Here is a 20,489-nt window from a genome sequence, read left to right on the forward strand (position 1 = left end):
GCCTCTCCGATTTTGTTATTACTAAAGGCAATATCGGCGTTTTTTGTAATAAGTACGGCGGTTTTGAAGTACAATCCACCTACTTTAGGTACCCGCAAAACCCACTGTTGAGAACGACACTCTGACATGAAACAACTGATATTCGGCGGTGCCCGCTCCGGTAAGAGCCGCCTGGCGGAGCAACTCTGTGAGTTGCAGGGCGACTCCGTGGCTTATATTGCCACCGCAGACCCGCGTTTTCACGATGACGAAATGCAAGCCAGGGTGCGGCATCACCGCAATCAACGGCCGGCGCATTGGCAAACCATAGAGGAACCCCTGGAATTGGGTGCCCGATTACTGCAGCTCGATGGGCAAGTGGACGCCATTATGGTGGATTGTCTGACGCTGTGGCTGAGTAATTGCCTGCTGCTCCGAAGTGAGGACTACGCCGAGGGTGAGGCCTGGACAAAGCAACGGGCGGCCTTGTTGGAGGCGCTTACTCAAGTGACGACACCGGTCACTCTGGTCAGCAATGAGGTGGGTATGGGCATAGTGCCTCTGGGAGAAATCAATCGGCGATTTGTGGATGAATCCGGCTTTCTCAACCAGGCCTGTGCCGGGCTCTGCGATCGGGTCATCTTTACCGCCGCCGGTCTGCCGATGGTGCTAAAAGGTCCACCCCTGAGCTAAGATCCTTGCCACCAAGGATTCAACTCACTATTTTCACAACCACTAGCAAGCAGGAAATGTCATGAGCTGGTACCACCTTGAAGCCGCCCCCATCAGTGAATCGCATCGGCAAAAGGCCAAAGAGCGTCAAGGCAGCCTCACCAAACCAAACGGTTCTTTGGGTCAGCTGGAACAACTGGCGATTACCCTGGCCGGCATGCAGGCCAGTGAGACTCCCAACTGCGAACAGGTGGCCATTGATATCTTTGCTGCCGACCACGGCGTTGCCGCGGAAGGGGTTTCCGCATTTCCGCAGTCCGTCACCGTGCAAATGGTTCAGAATTTCTCCAGTGGCGGCGCTGCCATCTGTGTACTCGCCAAGTCCCTGGGTGCTCAATTGCAAGTTACCAATGCGGGTACCGCCACTGCTCTGGAACAGCTGCCCGGCGTAAACGACCAACGTATCGCAGACGGCACAGCAAATTTTGTTGACCGCGCCGCCATGTCGGAAGCGCAGTTACAAACGGCCCTGGGAATAGGCCGTGACCGCGTTCTGGCGGCCGCAGAATCCGGTGCACAATTGTGGATCGGCGGCGAAATGGGCATTGCCAACACCACCTCAGCCACAGCTCTGGCCTGTGCCTGGTTCGATCAACCCGCCTCACAGTTTGTCGGGCCGGGCACAGGGCTGAACAACAGCGGCCAGATTCATAAAGCGGCCGTCATTCAGCGGGCGCTGGATTTATTTCACGCGTCATCCCAAACACCGTTAAAGACGCTTCAGTATCTCGGGGGATTTGAAATTGCCGCGCTGACGGGCGCCTATATTGCCTGTGCACAGCGAGGCTTACCGGCATTGGTGGACGGCTATATTTGTAGCGTAGCGGCGCTCTACGCGCGCACCATTAATCCCGCAGTCGCGCCGTGGTTACTGATCGCCCATCGCTCGGCGGAGCCGGGGCACAAGCGCTTGCTACAGGAGTTTGACCAATCCCCTCTGCTGGATTTGGGCATGCGTCTGGGTGAAGGCAGCGGTGCAGCCGTCGCCGTTCCCCTTTTGCGTTTGGCCTGTGCACTGCACAACCAGATGGCGACGTTTGCAACTGCCGGTGTCGATAACCGCGAGCGGTGATCATGACGTATTCTTTCACAGGCTTTGACCTGCTGCGGCACGGCGAATGTACAGATGGCTCTATCTTCCGGGGTCATACGGATTCTGCACTCTCTCCGCAGGGATGGCAGCAAATGGTGACCGCTGTGGATAGCGCCCGGCAGCACCCGGCATTTGAATCCTGGGATGTTATTGTCAGTTCGCCGCTGCAGCGATGCCAAACATTTGCGCAACACCTTGCTGAGAAGCTGGCGCTGCCATTGGACATTGAAACTGATTTGCAGGAAATTTTTTTCGGACACTGGGAAGGCCGCAATATTGTCGACATCGAGCAACAGGACCCGACAACCCTGGCCCTGTTTTGGAGAACCCCCGATAAGGTAACGATACCTGGCGCAGAGTCACTGCAAGACTTTCACACACGGATCGAACAGTGTTTTGCGCGCTTGCAGCAACAATTTCGCCATCGTCAATGTCTGCTCATCACCCACGGCGGGGTCATTCGCAGTTTGTTGGGCAGCGCTCTGGGCATGCCCCTCAGTCACTTGCCGAGGCTCGCGGTTGCGCACGCCGGCTTCAGTCAACTGCGCATCCACCATCAACAAGGTGAACCCGATTGGGTTCAGCTGCAGCAACATATCACAGCCTGGCCGAGTGAAACGCGGAGTGAATAAATGCTGTCACATCCTATCGTACGTGCTTTTATCACCGCACTCGCCTTTTTGACGCGTCTGCCAGTACCCACCTTGCCGGACTACCGGCCTCAGGATGCGGGCCGTGCATTTCCATTGTTTCCGTTGGTAGGATTCATCATTGGCGCTCTGCTTGCGCTGGCGGGCTGGTGGCTCCACACGGTATTGCCCGTCACAGCAGTTGCCGCGGTAATGGTAGCACTTTGGGCGGCGCTAACCGGCGGTTTGCATCTGGATGGATTGGGAGACAGTGCCGACGGTTGGTTGGCCGGCGGCGACCGTGAACGAACCCTGACAATTATGAAAGACCCCCGCAGCGGAAGCGCGGCCGTGATCGCCATTGTCTGTGTGTTACTGATCAAATTCGCGGCACTGCAGACGCTGATCGAGCATCAGCAGTGGCTGATCATCGCTGTCACCCCCATGCTGGGTAGAACTGCCGCACTGGCGTTAATGCTGAGTACGGACTACGTCAGCGAGTCCGGCATCGCCACCGATTTTCTGGAATACGCGTCAGTGCTGGCAATGGCGATCTCTGTTTTGTTGGCGTTAGTTGTGAGCCTGGCATTGTTACCAGGTTCGCAAGTGTTCAGCATGCTAATGGCAGGCATTCTATTGTTGTGGGCATTACGCCGGCTGATGTGCCATCGGTTAGGCGGCAGCACCGGAGACACCACCGGCGCCAGCATTGAAATACTTGAGGCCGCACTGCTATGCGCGGCGCTTATCCACTGACAGGTGTTTTTTCCTTTAAAAAGCCAGGCAACGCCGCTTGCCAGGCTTCCCAGTCCAGACGTTGCTCAAGGGTATCGGCCAACCGGGAAACTTCCCGTTCTCGCAATGCTTCGTAATCGAAAGCTTGCACCTGTTTTAACCCCGCCCACTGCAGCATTTTTTCCAGCGCGGGTGGATGGTCGAACAAGCCATGCAAATAGGTTCCGAATATTTGACCATCGGCGGAGATGGCGCCATCGTTTTGTAGCGGTTGCTGTGGCTGACTGTCAGCCACCTTGTCGTCCCGCAAATGCACCGCCGGGCGCAATAGCGCTTCGCCGCGGGTGCGACCAGCATGAATCTCATAGCCGCTTACCGGTGTTTGACCATCGAACAACAGACCGCGACGATTAATCAATTGCTTGGTCGGGTACAGCCGTGTCTTGAGCTTTAGCAGGCCCAAACCGTCACAACTGGCAACATTGCCTTCCACGCCGTCAGGGTCTTTGATCTTGCGACCCAGCATTTGATAGCCACCGCAGATACCAATCAATTTACCGCCATAACGCAGGTGGCGGTCAATCGCCTCGGGCCATCCCTGGCTTTTGAGAAATTCAAGATCCGCCATGACGTGTTTGCTGCCGGGCAAAATAATCAGATCGGCAGGAGGAATGGTCTGACCCGGCCCAACATAGGTGAAATCCACTTGTGGGTGTAACCGCAGCGCATCGAAGTCGGTATGATTGCTGATGCGGGGTATCGCGGGCACCACAATTTTTAACCTGGGCACGCCTTGTTCAACCGTCGCTTGCGTACTCGCCGTCAATGCGTCTTCTGCCTCCAGGTGAAAGCCCTGCAGGTAGGGTAAAACCGCCAACACCGGCCGACCGGTTTTGTTCTCCAGCCAATCCAGCCCCGATTTCAGCAAATCGATATCGCCGCGAAAGCGATTAATCACAAAGCCCACCACCCGTTGCTGCTCCGAAGGCGACAAGAGCTCGAGTGTACCCACCAAATGTGCAAAAACACCGCCTTTATCAATGTCAGCGATCAGAATTACCGGACAGTCGACTGCCTCGGCAAAGCCCATATTGGCAATATCGCCTTCGCGCAGATTAATCTCTGCCGGACTGCCCGCACCTTCTACAAATACATAACGATAGTTGGCCTGGAGCCGCTGGTGAGATTCCAACACCGCATCCATGGCAACACGCTTATAGTCGTGATAAGTCGTGGCCTCCATATTGCTGATAGCGCGACCATGGACAATCACCTGTGCGCCGGTATCGCTGTTGGGCTTCAGCAATATCGGGTTCATGTCAGTGTGTGGCGGCAAGCCGGCGGCAAACGCCTGTACGGCCTGCGCCCGGCCGATTTCACCGCCGTCTTGGGTGACAGCACTGTTGAGCGCCATATTTTGCGGTTTAAAGGGAACGACATTGTGGCCGCGTCGGGAAAACAGCCGACACAATGCAGTCACCAGCGTGCTCTTACCGGCATCAGAAGTGGTGCCCTGAACCATCAGGGTTGTTGGCGAACCCCAGTCTCGGGCGTGTTCACTCATCGGTTGTCTCCCACTGTTGCTGTGCGCGGATGGCTTTGTCTTCATCCCAAGCATCCAGCATCACATAATCGTTCAAGTCGCCGCGCTGCGCCCAACCCTCCTTAGCCAGCATCGGTTGATCATAGAATTCCGGGACTTGTCCGATACACAGAATGGCAATCGGATCGGCTCCGTCGGGCATTCCCAACAGCGATCTGAGATCCTCTGGTTCAAACAGAGATACCCATCCAACACCCACACCTTCGGCCCGGGCTGCCAGCCACAGATTTTGAATGGCACAACTGGCAGAGGCGAGATCCATTTGTGGCATGGTGCGCCGCCCGAACAGGTGTCGCTCCCGGGCCTCCATCAAACTCACCACCCAGACTTCGCCACAATCGAGAATGCCCTGAACTTTCAGCTGCATAAATTCGTCCGAGCGTTTGCCCAGGGCTTTGGCGGTTGTCTGGCGCTCCTTTTCCACCAGCCCATGCAATGCTTCACGGGTGGCCCGGGCCCGAATTCGCAAAATGCGCCAGGGTTGCATATAACCTACGCTGGGGGCAGCGTGGGCGGCCGACAAGAGTTTTTCGATCAGAGCTTCATCAAGAGGGTCTGGCAGAAAGTGGCGCATATCGCGACGCTGGTAAATCGCCCGATAAACACCGGCCTTTTCCGATTCAGGAAAACTGTCTTTAGAATCGCTCAACGAAGACTCTCCTCATGTCAGTGGGCCTGACGGCCTTGCGCATAATGCCGTCGCGATTGCTGCAAGTGTTCACACATCATGGTGGCACCATCAAGTACCCGAGGGGTGTGGCGCTGCAAGATATCCGGGGGAATAAACTTCAACTGCTCCTGCGCCACTGCCTGCAGTGCCGGCCAGCGACGCCATTCGTCCAGCCACTCCGGTCGCTCCTCGCCCATGCCGCTGGCAAGAATCACCTGAGGGTTTAACCGCAGCACCGCTTCCACACTCACCTTGGGTGCCAGGGAATGAGCATCGGCGAACACATTGCGCCCGCCACACAACTTCATCACATCACTGATCAAGTGCTTGCCATTGAGGGTTTGCAGTGGCTGGTTCCACACTTGGTAAAACACACTGATCGGTTCACGGTCGGCGTAACGGGAGCGCAGCGCCTGTAATCTTTGTTCGAAAGCTTTGCGAGCCGCCGCTGCCCCCGCGCTGCCGGTCAGGCGGCCGATCTTTTCCAGCGAGTGGCCAATATCTTCCAAGGCTCGCGCTTCCGAGTAGTACACCGGAATACCGAGAGCCTCGATGGGCGCCACCCGCTGGCGGCCATTACCCGATGACCAGGCCAATACCAGATCCGGCTGCAACCGCAGAATGGTTTCGCTGCTGAATGACTTATAGGTCCCTACCCTTGGCAGCGTTTTGGCCGCCTCAGGATAATTACTGTAGTTCACCGCGCCCACCAGACGCTCGCCACTGCCTACCGCGTACACCTGCTCCACGATGTGTGGCGCCAGAGCCACCACCCGTTGGGCCGCCGCCGACAAGGTCACCTCACGACCCAGGTCGTCAGTAACACTCACCGATTGCGCTACCACCATAGGAGTGCACAACACACCCAAGAGCAGCAACAGTTTGCATCCAATTCTTAACATTGTTTCTGTTTCCGTTTGTTGTCAGTCTTGAGCCAATCGCTCAAGGGCATGCTGCAGGCGCGCGAGTCCCTCAGCATCGGCCAACCCAAACCTCAGGCAGGAGCGACCGTCGACGGGTTGAAACAGGCGCAGCCAGATACCCTGTTCAGCCACGCCTTGATGAATGGCTGCAAGTAGGGCCGGATCTCCAAACACAGTCAAAAACAGCGGCCCTCTGTACAGTGTTGCCCTGGATGCTTCCTGCAACGCCTTTGCCAGCGCCGGGCAGGTGCGCAGCACTGCCTCCAGACGGTTCCGAAAAGTGGTAATGCGCTGCCTTTGAGCCTGCTGCCAGGCCCGATCCTGCAGCATTCGTTGCCCCGCCCATAGCGCCGGTCCCGATACAGACCACAGCGGAATCCGCTGTGACAATATTTCCTGCACTGCGGCATCCGCAACCACAAATCCCAATCGCAGACCGGCCATCCCGAAAAATTTGCCCACAGAGCGCAGCACCAAAACACCGGGTGCTCCCTGCAGACCCAACCCCGGCGTGGTGGCGTCCACATCTGCAAAAGCGGCATCCAGCAGCAGGTAGCCGTTGTTGCGCAGCAGCCTCTGCCTCCAATTCTCCAATTGCACCTCATCAATGCAGGCACCGGTTGGATTGTTGGGCTGAATAACCACCACGTACTGCACCCGGCCTTGCTGCAGCCATGTTTCTACCTGTGCAGCATTGTCGTAATAGTGAACCCGGTGCCCCTGACGCTGCCAGTGACGAGCGTGTTCGCCATAACCCCAGCGGGGTATCGCTACCGATGCCTGATCAAATACCTGGGGAATGCCTTCGATGGCCACCTGGGAGCCGGCCACAGTTATCAGTTTTGCGCTATCCACCCCGTAATAGTCGGCCGCGGCCTCACGCAAGGGCGCATCGCTTTCGGGCAGGCGCTGCCAGATAGCGTTGGGAATCTCCGACACCGGCCAGCTCCAGGGCGCAATTCCCGTGGAGAGATCCAGCCAGGGTTGCGGGGCCCGAGGGAACAGTTGCTTTGCTTTATTGAGTTGGCCGCCGTGATTTAGCAAATCGAACCTCCCAACAACAGTACAGCCGCCCATAACAGAACCGTACGGTCCACCAGCGTTACTCCACGTTTGACATCCACCATCGCAGCTCGCTCTCCTTCTCCCATCAAAGGACGCTGCTGAAGGGCACCGTGATAATGGGTGGGGCCGCCCAGACTCACACCCAACGCGCCCGCTCCACTGCACATCACTGGCCCGCCATTTGGACTGGCGCAGGAAGACGCTTGTCGGCGCCAGCAATCCAAGGCTGCGCCCGTGCGCCCCAAAAGCGCATAACAAAGCGCTGTTAAACGGGCCGGAATCAGATTAAGCACATCGTCGGCGCGAGCACTGAAGGTACCGAAGCGTTGGAAGCGTTGATTGCGATAACCCCACATGGCATCCAGGGTATTGGCGAACCGATACAAGACCGCACCGGCGGGCCCCGCCAGACAGAACCAAAACAAAGGGGCGAAGATGGCGTCGCTGCCGTTTTCCAGTACGGACTCCAGCGTGGCACGAGACACTTCGGCTTCGTTCATAGCCTGGGTATCGCGGCTGACAATCAAACTGACTTTTTGACGGGCCGCTTCGATACCTCCGAGGTCAAAGGCGACGCAAACCGCGGTTGCATGTTCGCGCAGACTTTGCCAACCAATGGTCAGGTACAGGACCGGCATGGAAAACAGCCAGAGCGCGATACCCTGCAGGTTTTCTTGCAGCAACCAAAGCACAGCGGGAATAGGCAATACCATTAACAGCCAGGCCACAGCGCCCTTTAACATCAACCAATGGCCACGATTCAGGTGCTTCTCAACAGCACCGGCAAGATTTCCAAAACCCACCAGCGGATGCCATCGACGTGGTTCCCCTATATAGCGATCGAGTAACAGCGCGAAAAAAACTGACCAGCCCATCGTCAACTCAACAGCCAGGGTTTGCCGGTTTGCGGATGCGTCACCCGGTGAAAATCCACTTCGAACACTTCGCGCAGAAGATCCTCCTGCATCACTTCTTCCGGGGTTCCTTCAGCAAAAATACGACCACAGCGCATCAGCACGATGCGATCAGCACAGCCCGCCGCCAGGTTAAGATCGTGCAGAGCCGTAAGCACGGCGACACCGTTATCCGCCAACCGCCGCATGATATCGCCGACCATGCGCTGATGGGCATAGTCCAATGCAGAGGTGGGCTCATCCAGAATCAACAGACGATCGCCTTCGCCGCCCGCCTCCCAGATTTGGGTCAGCACCCGCGCCATCTGCACGCGCTGTTTCTCACCGCCTGAGAGTTGTGTGTACAGCTGCCGGCGCAGGTAATGGGCATCCACGGCCCTGAGCGCTTCATCGACAATGCGTCGATCCGCTTCGATTCCGGTATCGTGGGGCGTACGTCCCAGCAACACCACTTCGTCGACCTGAAAAGGGAAATTAAGCAACGATAACTGCGGCAACACTGCCATATGGCGCGCTTTCAGCTGTACCGGTAATGAGCGCAACGGGTCGCCATTAAACTGTGCGTCACCGTCGACGGGCAATAACTCTCCGCTGGCAACTTTCAGCAAAGAGGACTTGCCGGCGCCATTGGGACCGAGGACGGCGACCACCTCACCCGCCTGCAAGTGCAGGTCAATGTCCTGAAGGATCGGTACAGAACCGAAGCGCAATTGAATGTTGTTTAATCGCAGCATCACATGGCCCCCGTACTGCCGCCCTGGCGACGCAGCAGAGACAGGAAAAAGGGGGCTCCCAACAGCGCCGTCACCACACCGATGGGTAATTCTCCCGGCGCTAACAGATAGCGGGAAAAGGCATCGGCCAGGATCAACAGAATGGCTCCCGCCAGGGCTGAACAGGGAATCAGGTGACGGTGATCAGGACCGATCAGCAGCCGTACCATGTGAGGCGTTATCAGCCCCACAAACGCGATAGTACCGGAAAGAGCAACGGCAACACCCACCGTCAACGCCACCAGAACAATGATGTGCATTTTGATACGGTCAACATCCACCCCCAGGTGCCGCGCCTCGGATTCCCCCAGCAATAACGCATTTAGCGCCTGACTGTAACGCGGAAACAGAATCAACATCGCACCCACAGCCAGGGCCGCAAAGCCGGTTTTGGTCCAGGTGGCACCACTGAGCGAGCCCATTTGCCACAGACTGATCTGACGCAGCATATGGTTGTCGGCGATAAAACTCAGAAAGCTGTTCAATGCGCCGGCCATAGCGCTGATGGCGATGCCGGCCAATAGCATAGTGGCAACAGAGGTGCCGGTGTCGCTGGCAGCCAAACGGTACACCACCAGTGTGGCCGCCATTGCCCCGAGAAACGCCCCCAGCGCAATCAGTGAAACACCCAGCAGAGCCTGGCTGCCCAACCAACCGCTGGCCAGCACAATCACAAAACTGGCCCCTGCAGAGGCACCGGATGACACCCCGATCAGCGATGGGTCTGCCAGAGGGTTGCGAAACAGGCCCTGCATCACCACACCGGATACTGCCAGAGCGGCGCCAATAATCGCGGCGAGCAGTGTTCTCGGCAGACGAATTTGTTCGATGATCATGCGGTTGGATATCACCGCGTGATCATTACCGAAACTGAAGGGCAGAATCCATTCCGGGCCGATCATCAACCCGAACACACACGCCACTGGCAAGAACACCAGCAGCGCGAGCAGGCAATGTCGGGGAAGGATTCTTTGCATCACATTGAATTAAAGACTGTAAGAAACCCCAACTTTAAAACCGCGACCCTGCTCGTTGTAACCTACGTGCTGGGTGTATTCCTTATCGAGCACGTTAGTCAGGCTGGCATCAATGCGCAGTGTTTCGCTAAAGCGGTAGTTGGCGCGCAGGTCCAGTACACCGAAGCCGGGCAGAGTTGGGGTTTGCCAGTCACGGGTTGTCCGATCACCCCGCAGGCGCAGTCCCGCCCCTACCTGCCAATTGCCAAATCCGTAATCGATATCGGCATTAAAAGTTTTGCGGGGACGATTGGGTAATGGGTCGTCGATTGCCAGATCCACCGCGTCGGTCCAGGCGTAGTTAACCGAGGCCGACCAGGCACCCTGGCTAAAGGCGTAATCCACTTCAAAACCTTCCACCAGCACGTCATCCAGATTGGATGGCGTCCACTGACCGCCGAAATCGAAAGGAATCACCGGAGCCCAGTTGATCATGCCATCCACACGGTTGCGGTACACCGCCAGATTGGCGCGATGCGGACCTTGCGCGAATTTCAAAGCCAGTTCTGAGTTTTCGCTTTCCTCGGGATCCAGATCGGGATTACCCACTCCGAACGGATTTTCCGGCCAATAGAGATCATTAAAGGTCGGCGCACGGAATGCAGTACCCCAGCTCGCGATCAGTCGCAATTGGTCGTTCAGACGGTAACCCCAAGCCAATGTCTGTGTGGTGTGAGAACCATAGGCTTCGTTGTCGTCGTTACGCAAACCCAGTTGAATATTGTGGTTGCCCAGATCGAACTGCCCCTGCACAAACCAGGCAACGTTATCGCGCTCGTCATCGAGATAGGCGTTGGTCGACTCCACTTCATCGTTGTAATACTCACCGCCGGCAGTCAGTGCCACTTTTTCATTGAGGTTCCAGTGGGCTTGAACGGCGTAAGTGTCTTTGGTGGTTTCGAACGCTGAGTCGCTGCCGGACACCTCTTCACCGGTCACCAGGTCATCCCCATTGTCGGTTTCATCAATGGTACGGGCGATCTGCGCCTGCAAGCGCAGACTGTCATTGACTTGCCACAGCTCCTCCAGATTCAGAACCTCTTGGCGAGTGTCGGCGAAAGGAAGGCACGCCACTTGTGCAAACGAACCGTTTCGGCAAATGCTGTCGATTTCGCTATGACCCTCGTTGAGCATATAGGTCGCACGAAAGGTGTGGTTTTGGGTCCAGTTATGGGTGAAGCTGGCATTAAATTGAGTATTGCGGTAATTGTCGTCATCGTCATTGCCGAAGGTATCTGTCTCGCGACGATCAAAACCGTTCATGGCTTCGTGGGTAGCCCCCAGGGTCAGATGGGTATCGTCGTTACCAAACCCGGCGCGAAAACCGGTACGACTCCATTCCTGACTGCCGAATTCCGCCTTCAGAGTCAGCGTATCCGCTTGCTGTTTTTTGGTGAATACCTGTAAAACCCCAGCGACAGCATCAGCACCGTAGAGCGCCGATGCAGGCCCACGAACCAATTCCACGCGCTCCACATTGGACAGGTCCAGCAACTCAATCTGAGTCTGCCCCAAGGTCGCGGAATTCACGCGGACACCGTCGATCAGTACCAGGGTATGAACCGTATTGCCACCGCGAATATAAATACTGTTGTTGGAACCAGGCCCGCCGCTGGTAGTGGTATCCACGCCCGTCATGCGTGACAAGACTTCGTTCATGTTGGTGATCTGCAGCGCCTCGATATCGGCAGCCGTAATCACACTGACAGGGGCCAAGACATCGGTAATCGGGGTTTCAACCCGGTTGGCGGTTACAATCATGGTTTCGTCAACGGCGGCAGGGGCGGCCTGAACGGCGTGCGTCGCAGAGGCCAGACCAATCGCGGCGGCCAGAGGTAGTACATTTGATGGTTTCACAGGGGTTTCTCCTCAACCTGAATATTGGATTGAGGGAGGGACAGCAAGCAGGGAGGAAGCACCGGACAAACGGCCTTCGCAGAATTCCTACCGATAAAGCCCTCCGCTTCATCGTTAAGCGCGCGGTAACGCGCCATTACTCGAGGCCGGTATCGGGCTTATCGCCTTAAGGTTTTTACCCAACAGGGTTTTAACCAAGAGGCGAATTACCGTTGCGGGGGCAGCGTTGGTTTTGTCCGGAACCGTTTTGGGTTCCCAAGTTGGCCTGATCCGTGTCCGGGCAGGACATCGGCCAAGAGACTCACCACTCTTCCCGTTTACCCTTGAGTCACCTAAATGCTCCTGAAAAGGAGCGCCAGTAACCTCAAGGCACCTTGAATAACGGCGGGCAGACTAAGTCCGGCGTTGCTTTTAGTCAAGCAGACGTGAGCGTATTTATCCAAATTCCTGCTAAAAAACCACCAATTTGGACATAATCGCTCAATTTCTGAGCCAAGGTGGAGCCCTGAAAGCTGGTGACAACAGTCATCTGCCTCTACAATGGGGCAGTATCCACTGTGCGACGACAGATGCTATGACCCAATCACAGGAGAGACGCCGTTTCAGCCGCGTGCCGTTTAATGCCTGGACGGAGCTGCGCCAACAGCAACATTCCTGGCAGTGCCGCCTGATTGACCTGTCACTGAAAGGACTGCTGATCGCCGAGCCGGAAAAGTGTGCTGTAGACCCACACCACATGGCCACGGCCACTATCCGTCTGGCTGACCAGACAGAGATTCGTATGAAGGTGAAACTGGTACGTCAGCAGGAGGGCCATTTGGCCTTTGCCTGCCAGGGTATTGATGTGGAAAGCATCAGCCACCTGCGGCGCCTGGTGGAGCTGAATTTGGGCGACCCGCGTGCCTCGGAACGAGAACTCAACGAACTCATGTCGCCCATCAGCGACGAAGACTGATTCGCGCGAGCTTACTGCAGAGGGGTTTATTCAATCGCCGCCAGGGCCTCCTGCAAGGTCTTCACGGCAACGATTTTGATGCCCTCCACGGGCTCACGCGGCGCATTACCTGCCGGAACAATAGCCCGTTTGAAACCGTGCTTGGCCGCTTCCCGCAGACGCTCCTGGCCACTTGGGACAGGGCGAATTTCTCCCGACAGGCCCACCTCGCCAAACACCATCAGGTCATAACCCAGGGGACGATCGCGAAAGCTGGAAACCACCGCCAGTAGCAGCGCCAGGTCAGCGCTGGTTTCCATGACTTTGACACCACCCACGACATTGACAAACACATCCTGATCTCCGATCAATACACCGCCGTGACGATGCAAAACCGCCAGTAGCATACTGAGCCGGTTTTGATCCAAACCAACGGCCACCCGGCGGGGATTACCGACGTGGCTGTCATCCACCAGTGCCTGAATCTCAACCAGCAGTGGCCGAGTGCCCTCCCACACCACCATCACCACCGAGCCGGCGGAAATCTCGTCGGCTCGCTGCAAAAAGATTGCGGATGGATTGCTGACTTCCCGCAGCCCCTGTTCAGTCATGGCAAACACGCCGAGTTCATTTACCGCACCAAAGCGGTTTTTATTTCCGCGCAGTGTGCGAAAACGCGAGTCATGGCCGCCATCAAGCAGAATGGAACAGTCAATCATATGCTCCAGAACCTTGGGGCCCGCCAGGCTGCCATCTTTGGTAACGTGCCCTACCAGCATCAGTACCGTACCGGTTTGTTTGGCGAAACGGGTGAGGTAAGCGGCACTTTCCCGCACCTGCGACACCGAACCTGGCGCAGACTGAATATCCGCCATGTGCATCACTTGAATGGAGTCCACGACCATCACTTTGGGCTTCAGCTTCTGGGCCGTAGCCACCAGCGCCTCTACACTGGTTTCGGACAGGGTTTTGAGTTTATCCGTGGGGAGATTCAGCCGTTGGGCCCGCATGGCCACCTGTTGCAGGGATTCTTCCCCGGTACAGTAGAGCGCTTCCATCGTGCCGGCCAGATAACACATGGTCTGCAGCAGCAATGTCGATTTACCGGCACCGGGATTGCCGCCGATCAACACGACAGACCCGGGTACCAGCCCGCCCCCGAGCACGCGATCAAACTCGCCCGCTCCCGAGGAAAATCTCGGCAGCGCCTGCAGGTCGATCTGCGCCAGGGTTTGTACATCTGTGTCAGCCCCGGCATTACCGGCGTAGCCGCTGAATTTTTCTCCGCGATTGGAGGGGGTGGGCCCGAGCTTAACTTCCGTGAGACTGTTCCAGGTGCCGCAATCACTGCATTGGCCCTGCCATTTGCTGTAATCAGAGCCACATTCGTTGCAAACATAGGCAGTTTTGTTTTTGGCCAAGGCGGTGATCTCCGGGAGCTGAGTTGTTCTGAGAACGATATGTTACATGCAGGCTGCTGCGTCATTCTATAGCGACTTATGGACGGAAAAATGCTACAGTCCGCCCCATGACTTCGTCCCTCATTCCGGAACGACCGATACTGGTCTCTCCCTCTCTGGCCGCCACCATTGGCCTGGAGGAGGCAACCATGCTCAGCGTTCTGGATGAATTGACCCGCCCGCTGCATCCGGTGGCCAGTCAGGGCTACCATTGGTTTGAGCTCAATGACGGGCAGCTGCACGCCTCTCTGCCATTCTGGAATGATCACGATATCCAGCGCATCAGCCAAAGCATGAGAGCAAAAGGCATCCTCTTGTTGAAATCCGCGCCATTCAGCCAGTGCCAGCAGCTGATCTTCGCCTTTAACGAGCCCGCCTCCGAGGCTGAACCGGTCATTGTCAGCGGCGTACGCCGCCCTACAGCACCACCGGCGACCACGCCGGTAACTGCCCCCACGGCGTTAAATGCGATAGGCGCAACCCCGATTGCACCCAATTGGCAGCCCTCCCAGGAAACCCTGGCGCGCATCGCGCAGCACAATATTCCCGAACAATACATGCGCGAACAGGTACCGGAATTCGTGACCTTTTGGCGTGAAAGCGGAGAAGCACAGCGCTCCTGGGGCTCAAAATTTCACAAGCACGTGGTCAATCAGTGGCGCAAGCGGGAAACATTTACAACCCAGAAGGATCAAGAGATTTCCATGCACAACCAGTGGCGCCCAAGCGGCGATGCACTGGATGTACTCTGCCGCCACGCGGGCATCAATGCCCAGTTTGTCGAGGATGCCATTCCCGAGTTTGTGCTCTATTGGACGGAGAGAGGGGAGCGCTCACGCACCTGGAACAGCAAATTTATTCAACACGTGCGACGTCAGTGGGCGAGATACACCGCGGCATTGGAACACGACAGCGAACCGCGACGGATTCCAGACAACTGGCAACCGGGCGACGATGTCTACGATATTTTACGCATGGCCAATATCGATCTGAAATTCGCCCGTCAGCTGTTGCCGGAGTTTGTGATCTTCTGGCGCGACAGCAATCAGGTGTACGCCTCCTGGAACACCAAGTTTCTGCAACATGTTAAATACCACTGGGCCAAGCGACATGCGCTGACCCCGGTCGGAACCACTCAGGGTAAAGGTAATGAAGGACAGCAACCAGCTGCTGCAACAGGTCACTCAACAGGTCGCACCCGGGACAGATCCCTCGCCGAAGACCTCAACGACCGCAGCTGGGCCTTCTGAGGGCCAGCCCTCGGAGGGTCACAAACAAAGACCATCGGCCCCCAGCCCCGAACTCATTGATGCCATCAATCAGGTATTCGCCCTGTTTCGCATCAATTACCATAATCAGTACCACAGCGCTTTTGGCGATGTCTCCACGGTCAATCAGGCGAAACGCCTGTGGGTGGAATCGCTGCAGAGATTTGCGCCGGAGGCCATTTTGCGCGGCGCCAAAAAAGCGATCGAGGATTCGGAATATTTGCCCACGCTGCACAAGATGATTGGCTTCTGCCAGGGTACTCCGCAAATGCACGGCCTTCCCGATGTGCACAGCGCCTACCTGGAAGCCTGCCAGGCCCCCTCGCCCAAGGCACAACACCATTGGAGCCATGCTGCCGTCTATCACGCCGGTCGCGCCAGCGACTGGTATTTTCTGGGTAACAATCCCGAGCGATTGACCTTTCCCGTCTTTCGCGATCACTACCAGCAGCTGTGTCAACGAGTTGTGGAAGGAGAGCAGTTGCCGGCGCCCGAGATCCAACGTCTGCCCCAACATTCCGAAACACCGCTGACCAAAGAAGAAAATGCCGAACGCATGGCAGAGCTGCGCCGACAGCTGGATATCTGAGACGCCCTATGTCACCACCTGATAATTCGGCCGTAGCGCCGGCCCCTGGAACGCTTCCAGGATTGCTGCTGGTCCTTTTTTGTCTGCTCTGCATCCCCTGGTCCCTGTATCTGGCTCACTGGCCCAGACCCGAGCCACCCAAGCCTGTTGTCGCAACCCCGCCACCCCCAGTGGTCAGAGAAGATATTCGCGTGGTAAAAAAACGCTTTTATGGACATTTGCTGCCCGCGATCAAGCGCCAAAACCGGGAGACACGGTCTGAGCGTCAACAACTGTTGGACTCTCGCAATCAGTTGAAGCTGGGCGAATCTCTGGAAGCGGATCTGATCAACGATATTTCCCGGCTGGCCGTAAAGTATCGAATCAGCAAAACCTCACCCGATAAGGTCAATCCGGAACTGATCGATGCCCTGTTGCTGCGCGTTGACGAAATTCCACCGTCCATGGCGCTGGCACAATCGGCAATGGAATCCGCCTGGGGCCGCTCCCGCTTTGCCAAGCAAGGCAATAACTATTTTGGTCAATGGTGCTTTAGTGCCGGCTGCGGCATGGTACCCGGCCGCCGCACTCCAGGCGCCACCCACGAGGTCGCGCGCTACCACAGCATTGATGACGCCGTCGGCGCCTACTTGCTGAACATTAACTCCCACCCGGCCTACGAACAGGTTCGCCTGCTCAGGGCGGAGCAACGGCAGCAAGCGGGAACCGCATTGGATAGTCTGCAGCTGGTCCGAGGATTGGAGAAGTACTCTGCCAAAGGACTGATTTATATCGAAGAACTGCAGAGCATTATCCGTTTTAACCGCCTGCAACAGTACGACGACTTGCCAATAACGCGCGCTGCTGTTGATTCAAACACTGCAGCGAGCGTAAAGAAAAAGGATCTGCCATCAGGCCAACACAATGGCGAATCCGATCCGGCGCTGTGAGCCGCTTGTGCGTTATAAATAGTCTTCCGGTTTAAGCCCGAATTTATTGGGAGACACCGCCCCTTTGATCTCGCCGAGCCGATCCTCCTTCATCAGATCCACCACCTGCCCGGCGAGTTTGACACTGCGCTTGGGATCAAACACCAGCCTCACTACCGGTCGGGTCGGCTTGCGCCTGTTGACCTCTTGCACCACGGCCACCACACCGCTCTTGAGTTGCACCAGCGCTCCGGCCGGATAGACACTGATGCAACGAATCAGCTGGTAGACCAGATCGCGATCAAGGTGGTCTCCGCCCCACTCCAGCATCTTTTTCAACGCAGTGGTGGGCTCCATGCCGGAGTGATAAACACGTTCGGCAGTGATCGCATCGTAGACATCCACCACGGAAGCCATACGTCCGTGGCGACTGATCTGCTCCTGTGACAGACCGTAGGGATAGCCGCTGCCATCCAGGCGCTCATGGTGCTGAGAACAGATGTCCATTGCGATGGGGGGAATTTGTTCAACCTCCTTCAAGGCTTCGACACCATACTCCACATGCCGCTGCATCTCCGCCCACTCTTCCGCCTCCAGACGACCGGGCTTGTGGAGGATATTCTGATCCACACGCATCTTGCCGATATCGTGCACAAATGCACCAAACACCAACTGGTGCAATTCCTCACCGGCAATGTTCATGGAACGCGCGAGCACACCCATCAACACCGCGACATTCATGGAATGCTCCAATAGGTACTGATCCTTGTGCCGCATGCGCATCAAACTGCTGAGGGCGTTTTGATTGTTGATCAGAGAGTGATTGATTTCTTCAGTAATGGCGTTGACCGCTCCACGGTCAAAGGAGCGCCCCATCTTGACGTCCTGCATCACATCACTCACCAGAGACAGGGCCTTTTCCCGCACCGCCTGGGCCTGTTTACGTTCTTGCTCGAAAGGCACTCGGGCCTCAAGCGGATCACCCGTGGTGGAGCGCAACTGCTCACCGCTGCGGCGATGCAGCTCGGAGACCGGCTCCCCGCCAGCACAATCGGCGCCCTTTTCGACATCAATGTAAATCTGGCGGATACCCATGGCCCTGATGTTGTCCACGGTATCCTGGCGGCTGACCAGCCCTTCGGCTCTGAGATTGGATTCTGTGGCCCATTCATCGTTGAGCTCGGCAATGTACATCCCCACCTTGAGCTGATCTATCGAGATCCTTTTGATGTTATCCATAGACGTCACTTGATACCCTTCTACCTGATGCAAGTATAGGTGCATTCGGGTCATTGCAAAGAGAATTTAGCCCTCATATCTGCTGCCGAAGTACTACTCCGGCAGCCAGTTTCCTTCCGCATCCGTGCTGACGAAAGGCCGAGAGAACCAGTAGAAACGCCCCTTCCCTGCGGGTGCGGTGCAGTTAAAACGCTGCCTGCCTGGTGACAGCGGCCTGGCACTGGTGACCTCGACAGTCGTCTCTCGCCTGTTCATCAACGCCTTGCCCTGGCCACTGACAAAACAGGTCAGCCGCGTCGCCACGGAGGCGTCCGCCAGCGTCAGGCGCAAACGGGGGGCCATCAACTCCCCCTCGGCATTCGGGTGAATAAGAGGGTGTTCCTCGCCCCGCCACTTGCCCCTCACAATATCGTACTGGCTCACGCCCACCAGTGGCAGCGGCAGGGTCGCCACTTTCAAACGAAAGTCATCGAGAGTGCCGTAGTCACCGCCCATGGGAAATCTGGGCAGTGCTTGCTGTGACTGCCAGCCAGCGGACGATGGCAGAGCCCCTGAATGCTGGCCAAAGGCGGTGAACCGCTTGCCGTTCAACAGCTGTAGCAATTCGGGATCATACTCACCATAGGGATAAGCCAACAGGCGATGAGCCTGACCGGTTTCTTGAGTGATGCGTTGTTCCGCCTGATACACATCCTGCCACACCCGATCTTGCCAGTGTTCCTCTGACTCGTCCGGGCGACGACGAACCAGGTGGTCATGGGTAACCGTGTGATTGGCAATACTGGCGCCATGTTTTGCCATTTCACGCAACTGATCCCAGCTGACAAATTGATTCCATCCTTCGTCAATGGGTTTGGTATTCACAAATACCGTAAATGGCCAACGCCGCTCTCGCAGCAGCGGAAACGCTTCCGTGAAGACACTGAGATACCCATCATCGAAGGTGATTGCCAGAGTGCGATCAGGCAGCGCTTCGCCTGCCTTTAAGCTCGCTACCAGCTGTGGCAATGGCACCACCTTGAATCCCTGCTGCTGAATGTGTTCGAGATGCTGCCGAAACAATGCGGGAGATGTGGACGTACTGCGGGGGGAATGGTCGTCGATATGGTGATATTGCAAGACCACTGCCGCCTCTGCGTATGGCGAGAGAAGCAATTGCCAACAACACAAAAAAACGAACAGTTTGAGCGAAGCTGATACTGGCGCAGACGACATAACATCCTGATCCTCGGAACGGATGTCTATCTTATTTTATTGGGATTCTAATAACTATTCACGATCTGCTGCAGCCGACCATCGGATTCCAGCCGTTCCAGCGCGCGATTCATTGCCATCACATATTCAGACGGCATATCACCAGACATAACCATGGCCACCTCACGTGCCGGCAGCGCCAACACCGCAAAATTGAATGCATTATCAGCCGCCATGGAAGCCTCTAACTGGCGGGCGCGAGCTACGAATCGCGCCCGCCGCAGATCCTCCAGATACACATCTGCGCGCCCCATTTCCAACATACTGAGAGCATCATAGGAGTCTTCTGCATACTCCAGCCGGGTACCGAGCTTTTGCAACTGGGACAACACCGGACCGTAATCGAAGCCACGAATCAACACCACAACTTTATCAGCCACATCGTCCAAAGAACGAATTTCCAGGCGGCGATCCGCTCTGGTCACCACGCCCGGTTGAAAACTGAACAGATTGATTTTGGAAAAATGGTGATCTTGCCAAGCCGGGTCGTTTTCCCAGGCGCGTTGACCATAGCTGATCCAACGCTGATAGCGTTTGCTGGCAATACTGCGCTTGAGGCGCCGGGCCGGTTCTTCCAGAGAAAGAATCTGAAAGCCGGCCTCCCGGGCGATTTCTTCCGCCAGGCGACAGACAATACCCACCGTCGCAAGCCCCAGCTCTTTGAGCTGCGGATTGGAAAATTGGTAGGGCGGATTTTCCGCACCATAGACCAAGTACTGGACCTGCTGTGGCGTTTTCTGTTCCGTGCCCCACACCTGGCACGCACAGCACCACAACGCCAGCCCTATAGGCCAGAGTTTAAGGCTCTTAACGCTTTTCAAGAGTTTCTTCCTGCCGTGAAACCTGAA

20 protein-coding genes and 1 riboswitch are annotated in these 20,489 nt (G+C 56.5%); of the genes, 8 read left to right on the plus strand and 12 right to left on the minus strand.

Annotation, left to right across the window (positions count from 1 at the left end; all coding sequences use genetic code 11):
* Window positions 1–126 precede the first annotated feature (126 nt).
* The 4 genes from cobU (at window position 127) to cobS (ending at window position 3,189) form a co-directional block, all read left to right on the plus strand.
* On the plus strand, window positions 127–672 hold the full coding sequence (gene cobU, locus HBA55_RS10265; protein ID WP_166990133.1) for a bifunctional adenosylcobinamide kinase/adenosylcobinamide-phosphate guanylyltransferase: 546 nt from the start codon (window positions 127–129) through the stop codon (window positions 670–672).
* A 61-nt stretch (window positions 673–733) separates the two neighbouring features.
* Window positions 734–1,783, plus strand: coding sequence for a nicotinate-nucleotide--dimethylbenzimidazole phosphoribosyltransferase (gene cobT / locus HBA55_RS10270; protein ID WP_166990135.1), 1,050 nt, complete (start codon window positions 734–736; stop codon window positions 1,781–1,783).
* Between the two features lie 2 nt (window positions 1,784–1,785).
* Window positions 1,786–2,436 (plus strand): histidine phosphatase family protein, encoded by a 651-nt coding sequence (locus HBA55_RS10275; protein ID WP_166990137.1) that lies wholly within the window; start codon window positions 1,786–1,788, stop codon window positions 2,434–2,436.
* The gene (gene cobS, locus HBA55_RS10280; protein ID WP_166990139.1) at window positions 2,437–3,189 is read left to right on the plus strand and encodes an adenosylcobinamide-GDP ribazoletransferase; all 753 of its coding nucleotides are present in this window, start codon (window positions 2,437–2,439) and stop codon (window positions 3,187–3,189) included.
* Here cobS and HBA55_RS10285 read toward each other — a convergent pair.
* The 8 genes from HBA55_RS10285 to HBA55_RS10320 are packed head-to-tail and all read right to left on the minus strand — an operon-like array spanning window position 3,179 to window position 11,989.
* Window positions 3,179–4,732, minus strand: a complete 1,554-nt coding sequence (locus HBA55_RS10285; RefSeq protein WP_240945993.1) for a cobyric acid synthase — start codon at window positions 4,730–4,732, stop codon at window positions 3,179–3,181. The two genes, cobS and HBA55_RS10285, sit on opposite strands and share 11 nt — an antisense overlap.
* Complete coding sequence (gene bluB / locus HBA55_RS10290; protein ID WP_166990141.1) at window positions 4,725–5,420, minus strand: 5,6-dimethylbenzimidazole synthase; 696 nt, start codon at window positions 5,418–5,420, stop codon at window positions 4,725–4,727. Before bluB ends, HBA55_RS10285 begins: the two co-directional genes overlap by 8 nt.
* Window positions 5,421–5,437: 17 nt before the next feature.
* Entirely contained in the window at window positions 5,438–6,343 is a 906-nt protein-coding gene (locus HBA55_RS10295; RefSeq protein ID WP_206019705.1) for a cobalamin-binding protein, read from the minus strand.
* A gap of 21 nt (window positions 6,344–6,364) precedes the next feature.
* Window positions 6,365–7,408 carry a threonine-phosphate decarboxylase CobD gene (cobD, locus tag HBA55_RS10300; RefSeq protein ID WP_166990143.1) on the minus strand — a complete coding sequence of 348 codons (1,044 nt, stop codon included), beginning with the start codon at window positions 7,406–7,408 and terminating at the stop codon, window positions 6,365–6,367.
* The gene (gene cbiB / locus HBA55_RS10305; RefSeq protein ID WP_166990145.1) at window positions 7,402–8,304 is read right to left on the minus strand and encodes an adenosylcobinamide-phosphate synthase CbiB; all 903 of its coding nucleotides are present in this window, start codon (window positions 8,302–8,304) and stop codon (window positions 7,402–7,404) included. Before cbiB ends, cobD begins: the two co-directional genes overlap by 7 nt.
* A gap of 2 nt (window positions 8,305–8,306) precedes the next feature.
* Window positions 8,307–9,077: a heme ABC transporter ATP-binding protein gene (locus HBA55_RS10310; RefSeq protein WP_166990147.1), complete on the minus strand. Its 771-nt coding sequence runs from the start codon at window positions 9,075–9,077 to the stop codon at window positions 8,307–8,309.
* Complete coding sequence (locus HBA55_RS10315) at window positions 9,077–10,093, minus strand: FecCD family ABC transporter permease (protein WP_166990149.1); 1,017 nt, start codon at window positions 10,091–10,093, stop codon at window positions 9,077–9,079. Before HBA55_RS10315 ends, HBA55_RS10310 begins: the two co-directional genes overlap by 1 nt.
* A gap of 9 nt (window positions 10,094–10,102) precedes the next feature.
* The gene (locus tag HBA55_RS10320) at window positions 10,103–11,989 is read right to left on the minus strand and encodes a TonB-dependent receptor domain-containing protein (protein WP_166990151.1); all 1,887 of its coding nucleotides are present in this window, start codon (window positions 11,987–11,989) and stop codon (window positions 10,103–10,105) included.
* 127 nt (window positions 11,990–12,116) lie between these two features.
* Window positions 12,117–12,371, minus strand: a riboswitch (cobalamin riboswitch).
* Window positions 12,372–12,563: 192 nt separating this feature from the next.
* Here HBA55_RS10320 and HBA55_RS10325 point away from each other — a divergent pair.
* Complete coding sequence (locus HBA55_RS10325) at window positions 12,564–12,944, plus strand: PilZ domain-containing protein (RefSeq protein ID WP_166990153.1); 381 nt, start codon at window positions 12,564–12,566, stop codon at window positions 12,942–12,944.
* 26 nt (window positions 12,945–12,970) lie between these two features.
* On the opposite strand, the gene radA is transcribed toward HBA55_RS10325, so the two are convergent.
* Window positions 12,971–14,344 carry a DNA repair protein RadA gene (gene radA, locus HBA55_RS10330; protein WP_166990155.1) on the minus strand — a complete coding sequence of 458 codons (1,374 nt, stop codon included), beginning with the start codon at window positions 14,342–14,344 and terminating at the stop codon, window positions 12,971–12,973.
* A gap of 107 nt (window positions 14,345–14,451) precedes the next feature.
* Between radA and HBA55_RS10335 the strand changes: the two genes are divergently transcribed.
* The 3 genes from HBA55_RS10335 to HBA55_RS10345 are packed head-to-tail and all read left to right on the plus strand — an operon-like array spanning window position 14,452 to window position 17,169.
* The gene (locus HBA55_RS10335; RefSeq protein WP_166990157.1) at window positions 14,452–15,633 is read left to right on the plus strand and encodes a DnaT-like ssDNA-binding domain-containing protein; all 1,182 of its coding nucleotides are present in this window, start codon (window positions 14,452–14,454) and stop codon (window positions 15,631–15,633) included.
* Window positions 15,533–16,240 carry a replication protein P gene (locus HBA55_RS10340; protein ID WP_166990159.1) on the plus strand — a complete coding sequence of 236 codons (708 nt, stop codon included), beginning with the start codon at window positions 15,533–15,535 and terminating at the stop codon, window positions 16,238–16,240. The genes HBA55_RS10335 and HBA55_RS10340 overlap by 101 nt, the downstream gene beginning before the upstream one ends.
* A gap of 8 nt (window positions 16,241–16,248) precedes the next feature.
* On the plus strand, window positions 16,249–17,169 hold the full coding sequence (locus HBA55_RS10345; RefSeq protein WP_166990161.1) for a glucosaminidase domain-containing protein: 921 nt from the start codon (window positions 16,249–16,251) through the stop codon (window positions 17,167–17,169).
* A 12-nt stretch (window positions 17,170–17,181) separates the two neighbouring features.
* On the opposite strand, the gene HBA55_RS10350 is transcribed toward HBA55_RS10345, so the two are convergent.
* The 3 genes from HBA55_RS10350 to HBA55_RS10360 form a co-directional block, all read right to left on the minus strand.
* Window positions 17,182–18,387, minus strand: a complete 1,206-nt coding sequence (locus tag HBA55_RS10350) for a cyclic di-GMP phosphodiesterase (protein WP_166990163.1) — start codon at window positions 18,385–18,387, stop codon at window positions 17,182–17,184.
* Between the two features lie 93 nt (window positions 18,388–18,480).
* Window positions 18,481–19,512, minus strand: coding sequence for a polysaccharide deacetylase family protein (locus tag HBA55_RS10355; RefSeq protein ID WP_166990165.1), 1,032 nt, complete (start codon window positions 19,510–19,512; stop codon window positions 18,481–18,483).
* Between the two features lie 137 nt (window positions 19,513–19,649).
* Complete coding sequence (locus tag HBA55_RS10360; protein WP_166990167.1) at window positions 19,650–20,462, minus strand: substrate-binding periplasmic protein; 813 nt, start codon at window positions 20,460–20,462, stop codon at window positions 19,650–19,652.
* Window positions 20,463–20,489 lie beyond the last annotated feature (27 nt).

It is taken from the genome of Pseudomaricurvus alkylphenolicus, from assembly GCF_011683955.1.
GTDB classification, from domain to species: Bacteria; Pseudomonadota; Gammaproteobacteria; order Pseudomonadales; family Cellvibrionaceae; genus Pseudomaricurvus; species Pseudomaricurvus alkylphenolicus.

Coding starts and splice junctions, on each gene's coding strand:
- cobU (WP_166990133.1), top strand. CDS start 127: ATGAAACAACTGATATTCGGCGGTGCCCGCTCCGGTAAGAGCCGCCTG.
- cobT (WP_166990135.1), top strand. CDS start 734: ATGAGCTGGTACCACCTTGAAGCCGCCCCCATCAGTGAATCGCATCGG.
- HBA55_RS10275 (WP_166990137.1), top strand. CDS start 1,786: ATGACGTATTCTTTCACAGGCTTTGACCTGCTGCGGCACGGCGAATGT.
- cobS (WP_166990139.1), top strand. CDS start 2,437: ATGCTGTCACATCCTATCGTACGTGCTTTTATCACCGCACTCGCCTTT.
- HBA55_RS10285 (WP_240945993.1), bottom strand. CDS start 4,732: ATGAGTGAACACGCCCGAGACTGGGGTTCGCCAACAACCCTGATGGTT.
- HBA55_RS10295 (WP_206019705.1), bottom strand. CDS start 6,343: ATGTTAAGAATTGGATGCAAACTGTTGCTGCTCTTGGGTGTGTTGTGC.
- cbiB (WP_166990145.1), bottom strand. CDS start 8,304: ATGGGCTGGTCAGTTTTTTTCGCGCTGTTACTCGATCGCTATATAGGG.
- HBA55_RS10310 (WP_166990147.1), bottom strand. CDS start 9,077: ATGCTGCGATTAAACAACATTCAATTGCGCTTCGGTTCTGTACCGATC.
- HBA55_RS10315 (WP_166990149.1), bottom strand. CDS start 10,093: ATGCAAAGAATCCTTCCCCGACATTGCCTGCTCGCGCTGCTGGTGTTC.
- HBA55_RS10325 (WP_166990153.1), top strand. CDS start 12,564: ATGACCCAATCACAGGAGAGACGCCGTTTCAGCCGCGTGCCGTTTAAT.
- HBA55_RS10335 (WP_166990157.1), top strand. CDS start 14,452: ATGACTTCGTCCCTCATTCCGGAACGACCGATACTGGTCTCTCCCTCT.
- HBA55_RS10340 (WP_166990159.1), top strand. CDS start 15,533: ATGAAGGACAGCAACCAGCTGCTGCAACAGGTCACTCAACAGGTCGCA.
- HBA55_RS10345 (WP_166990161.1), top strand. CDS start 16,249: ATGTCACCACCTGATAATTCGGCCGTAGCGCCGGCCCCTGGAACGCTT.
- HBA55_RS10350 (WP_166990163.1), bottom strand. CDS start 18,387: ATGGATAACATCAAAAGGATCTCGATAGATCAGCTCAAGGTGGGGATG.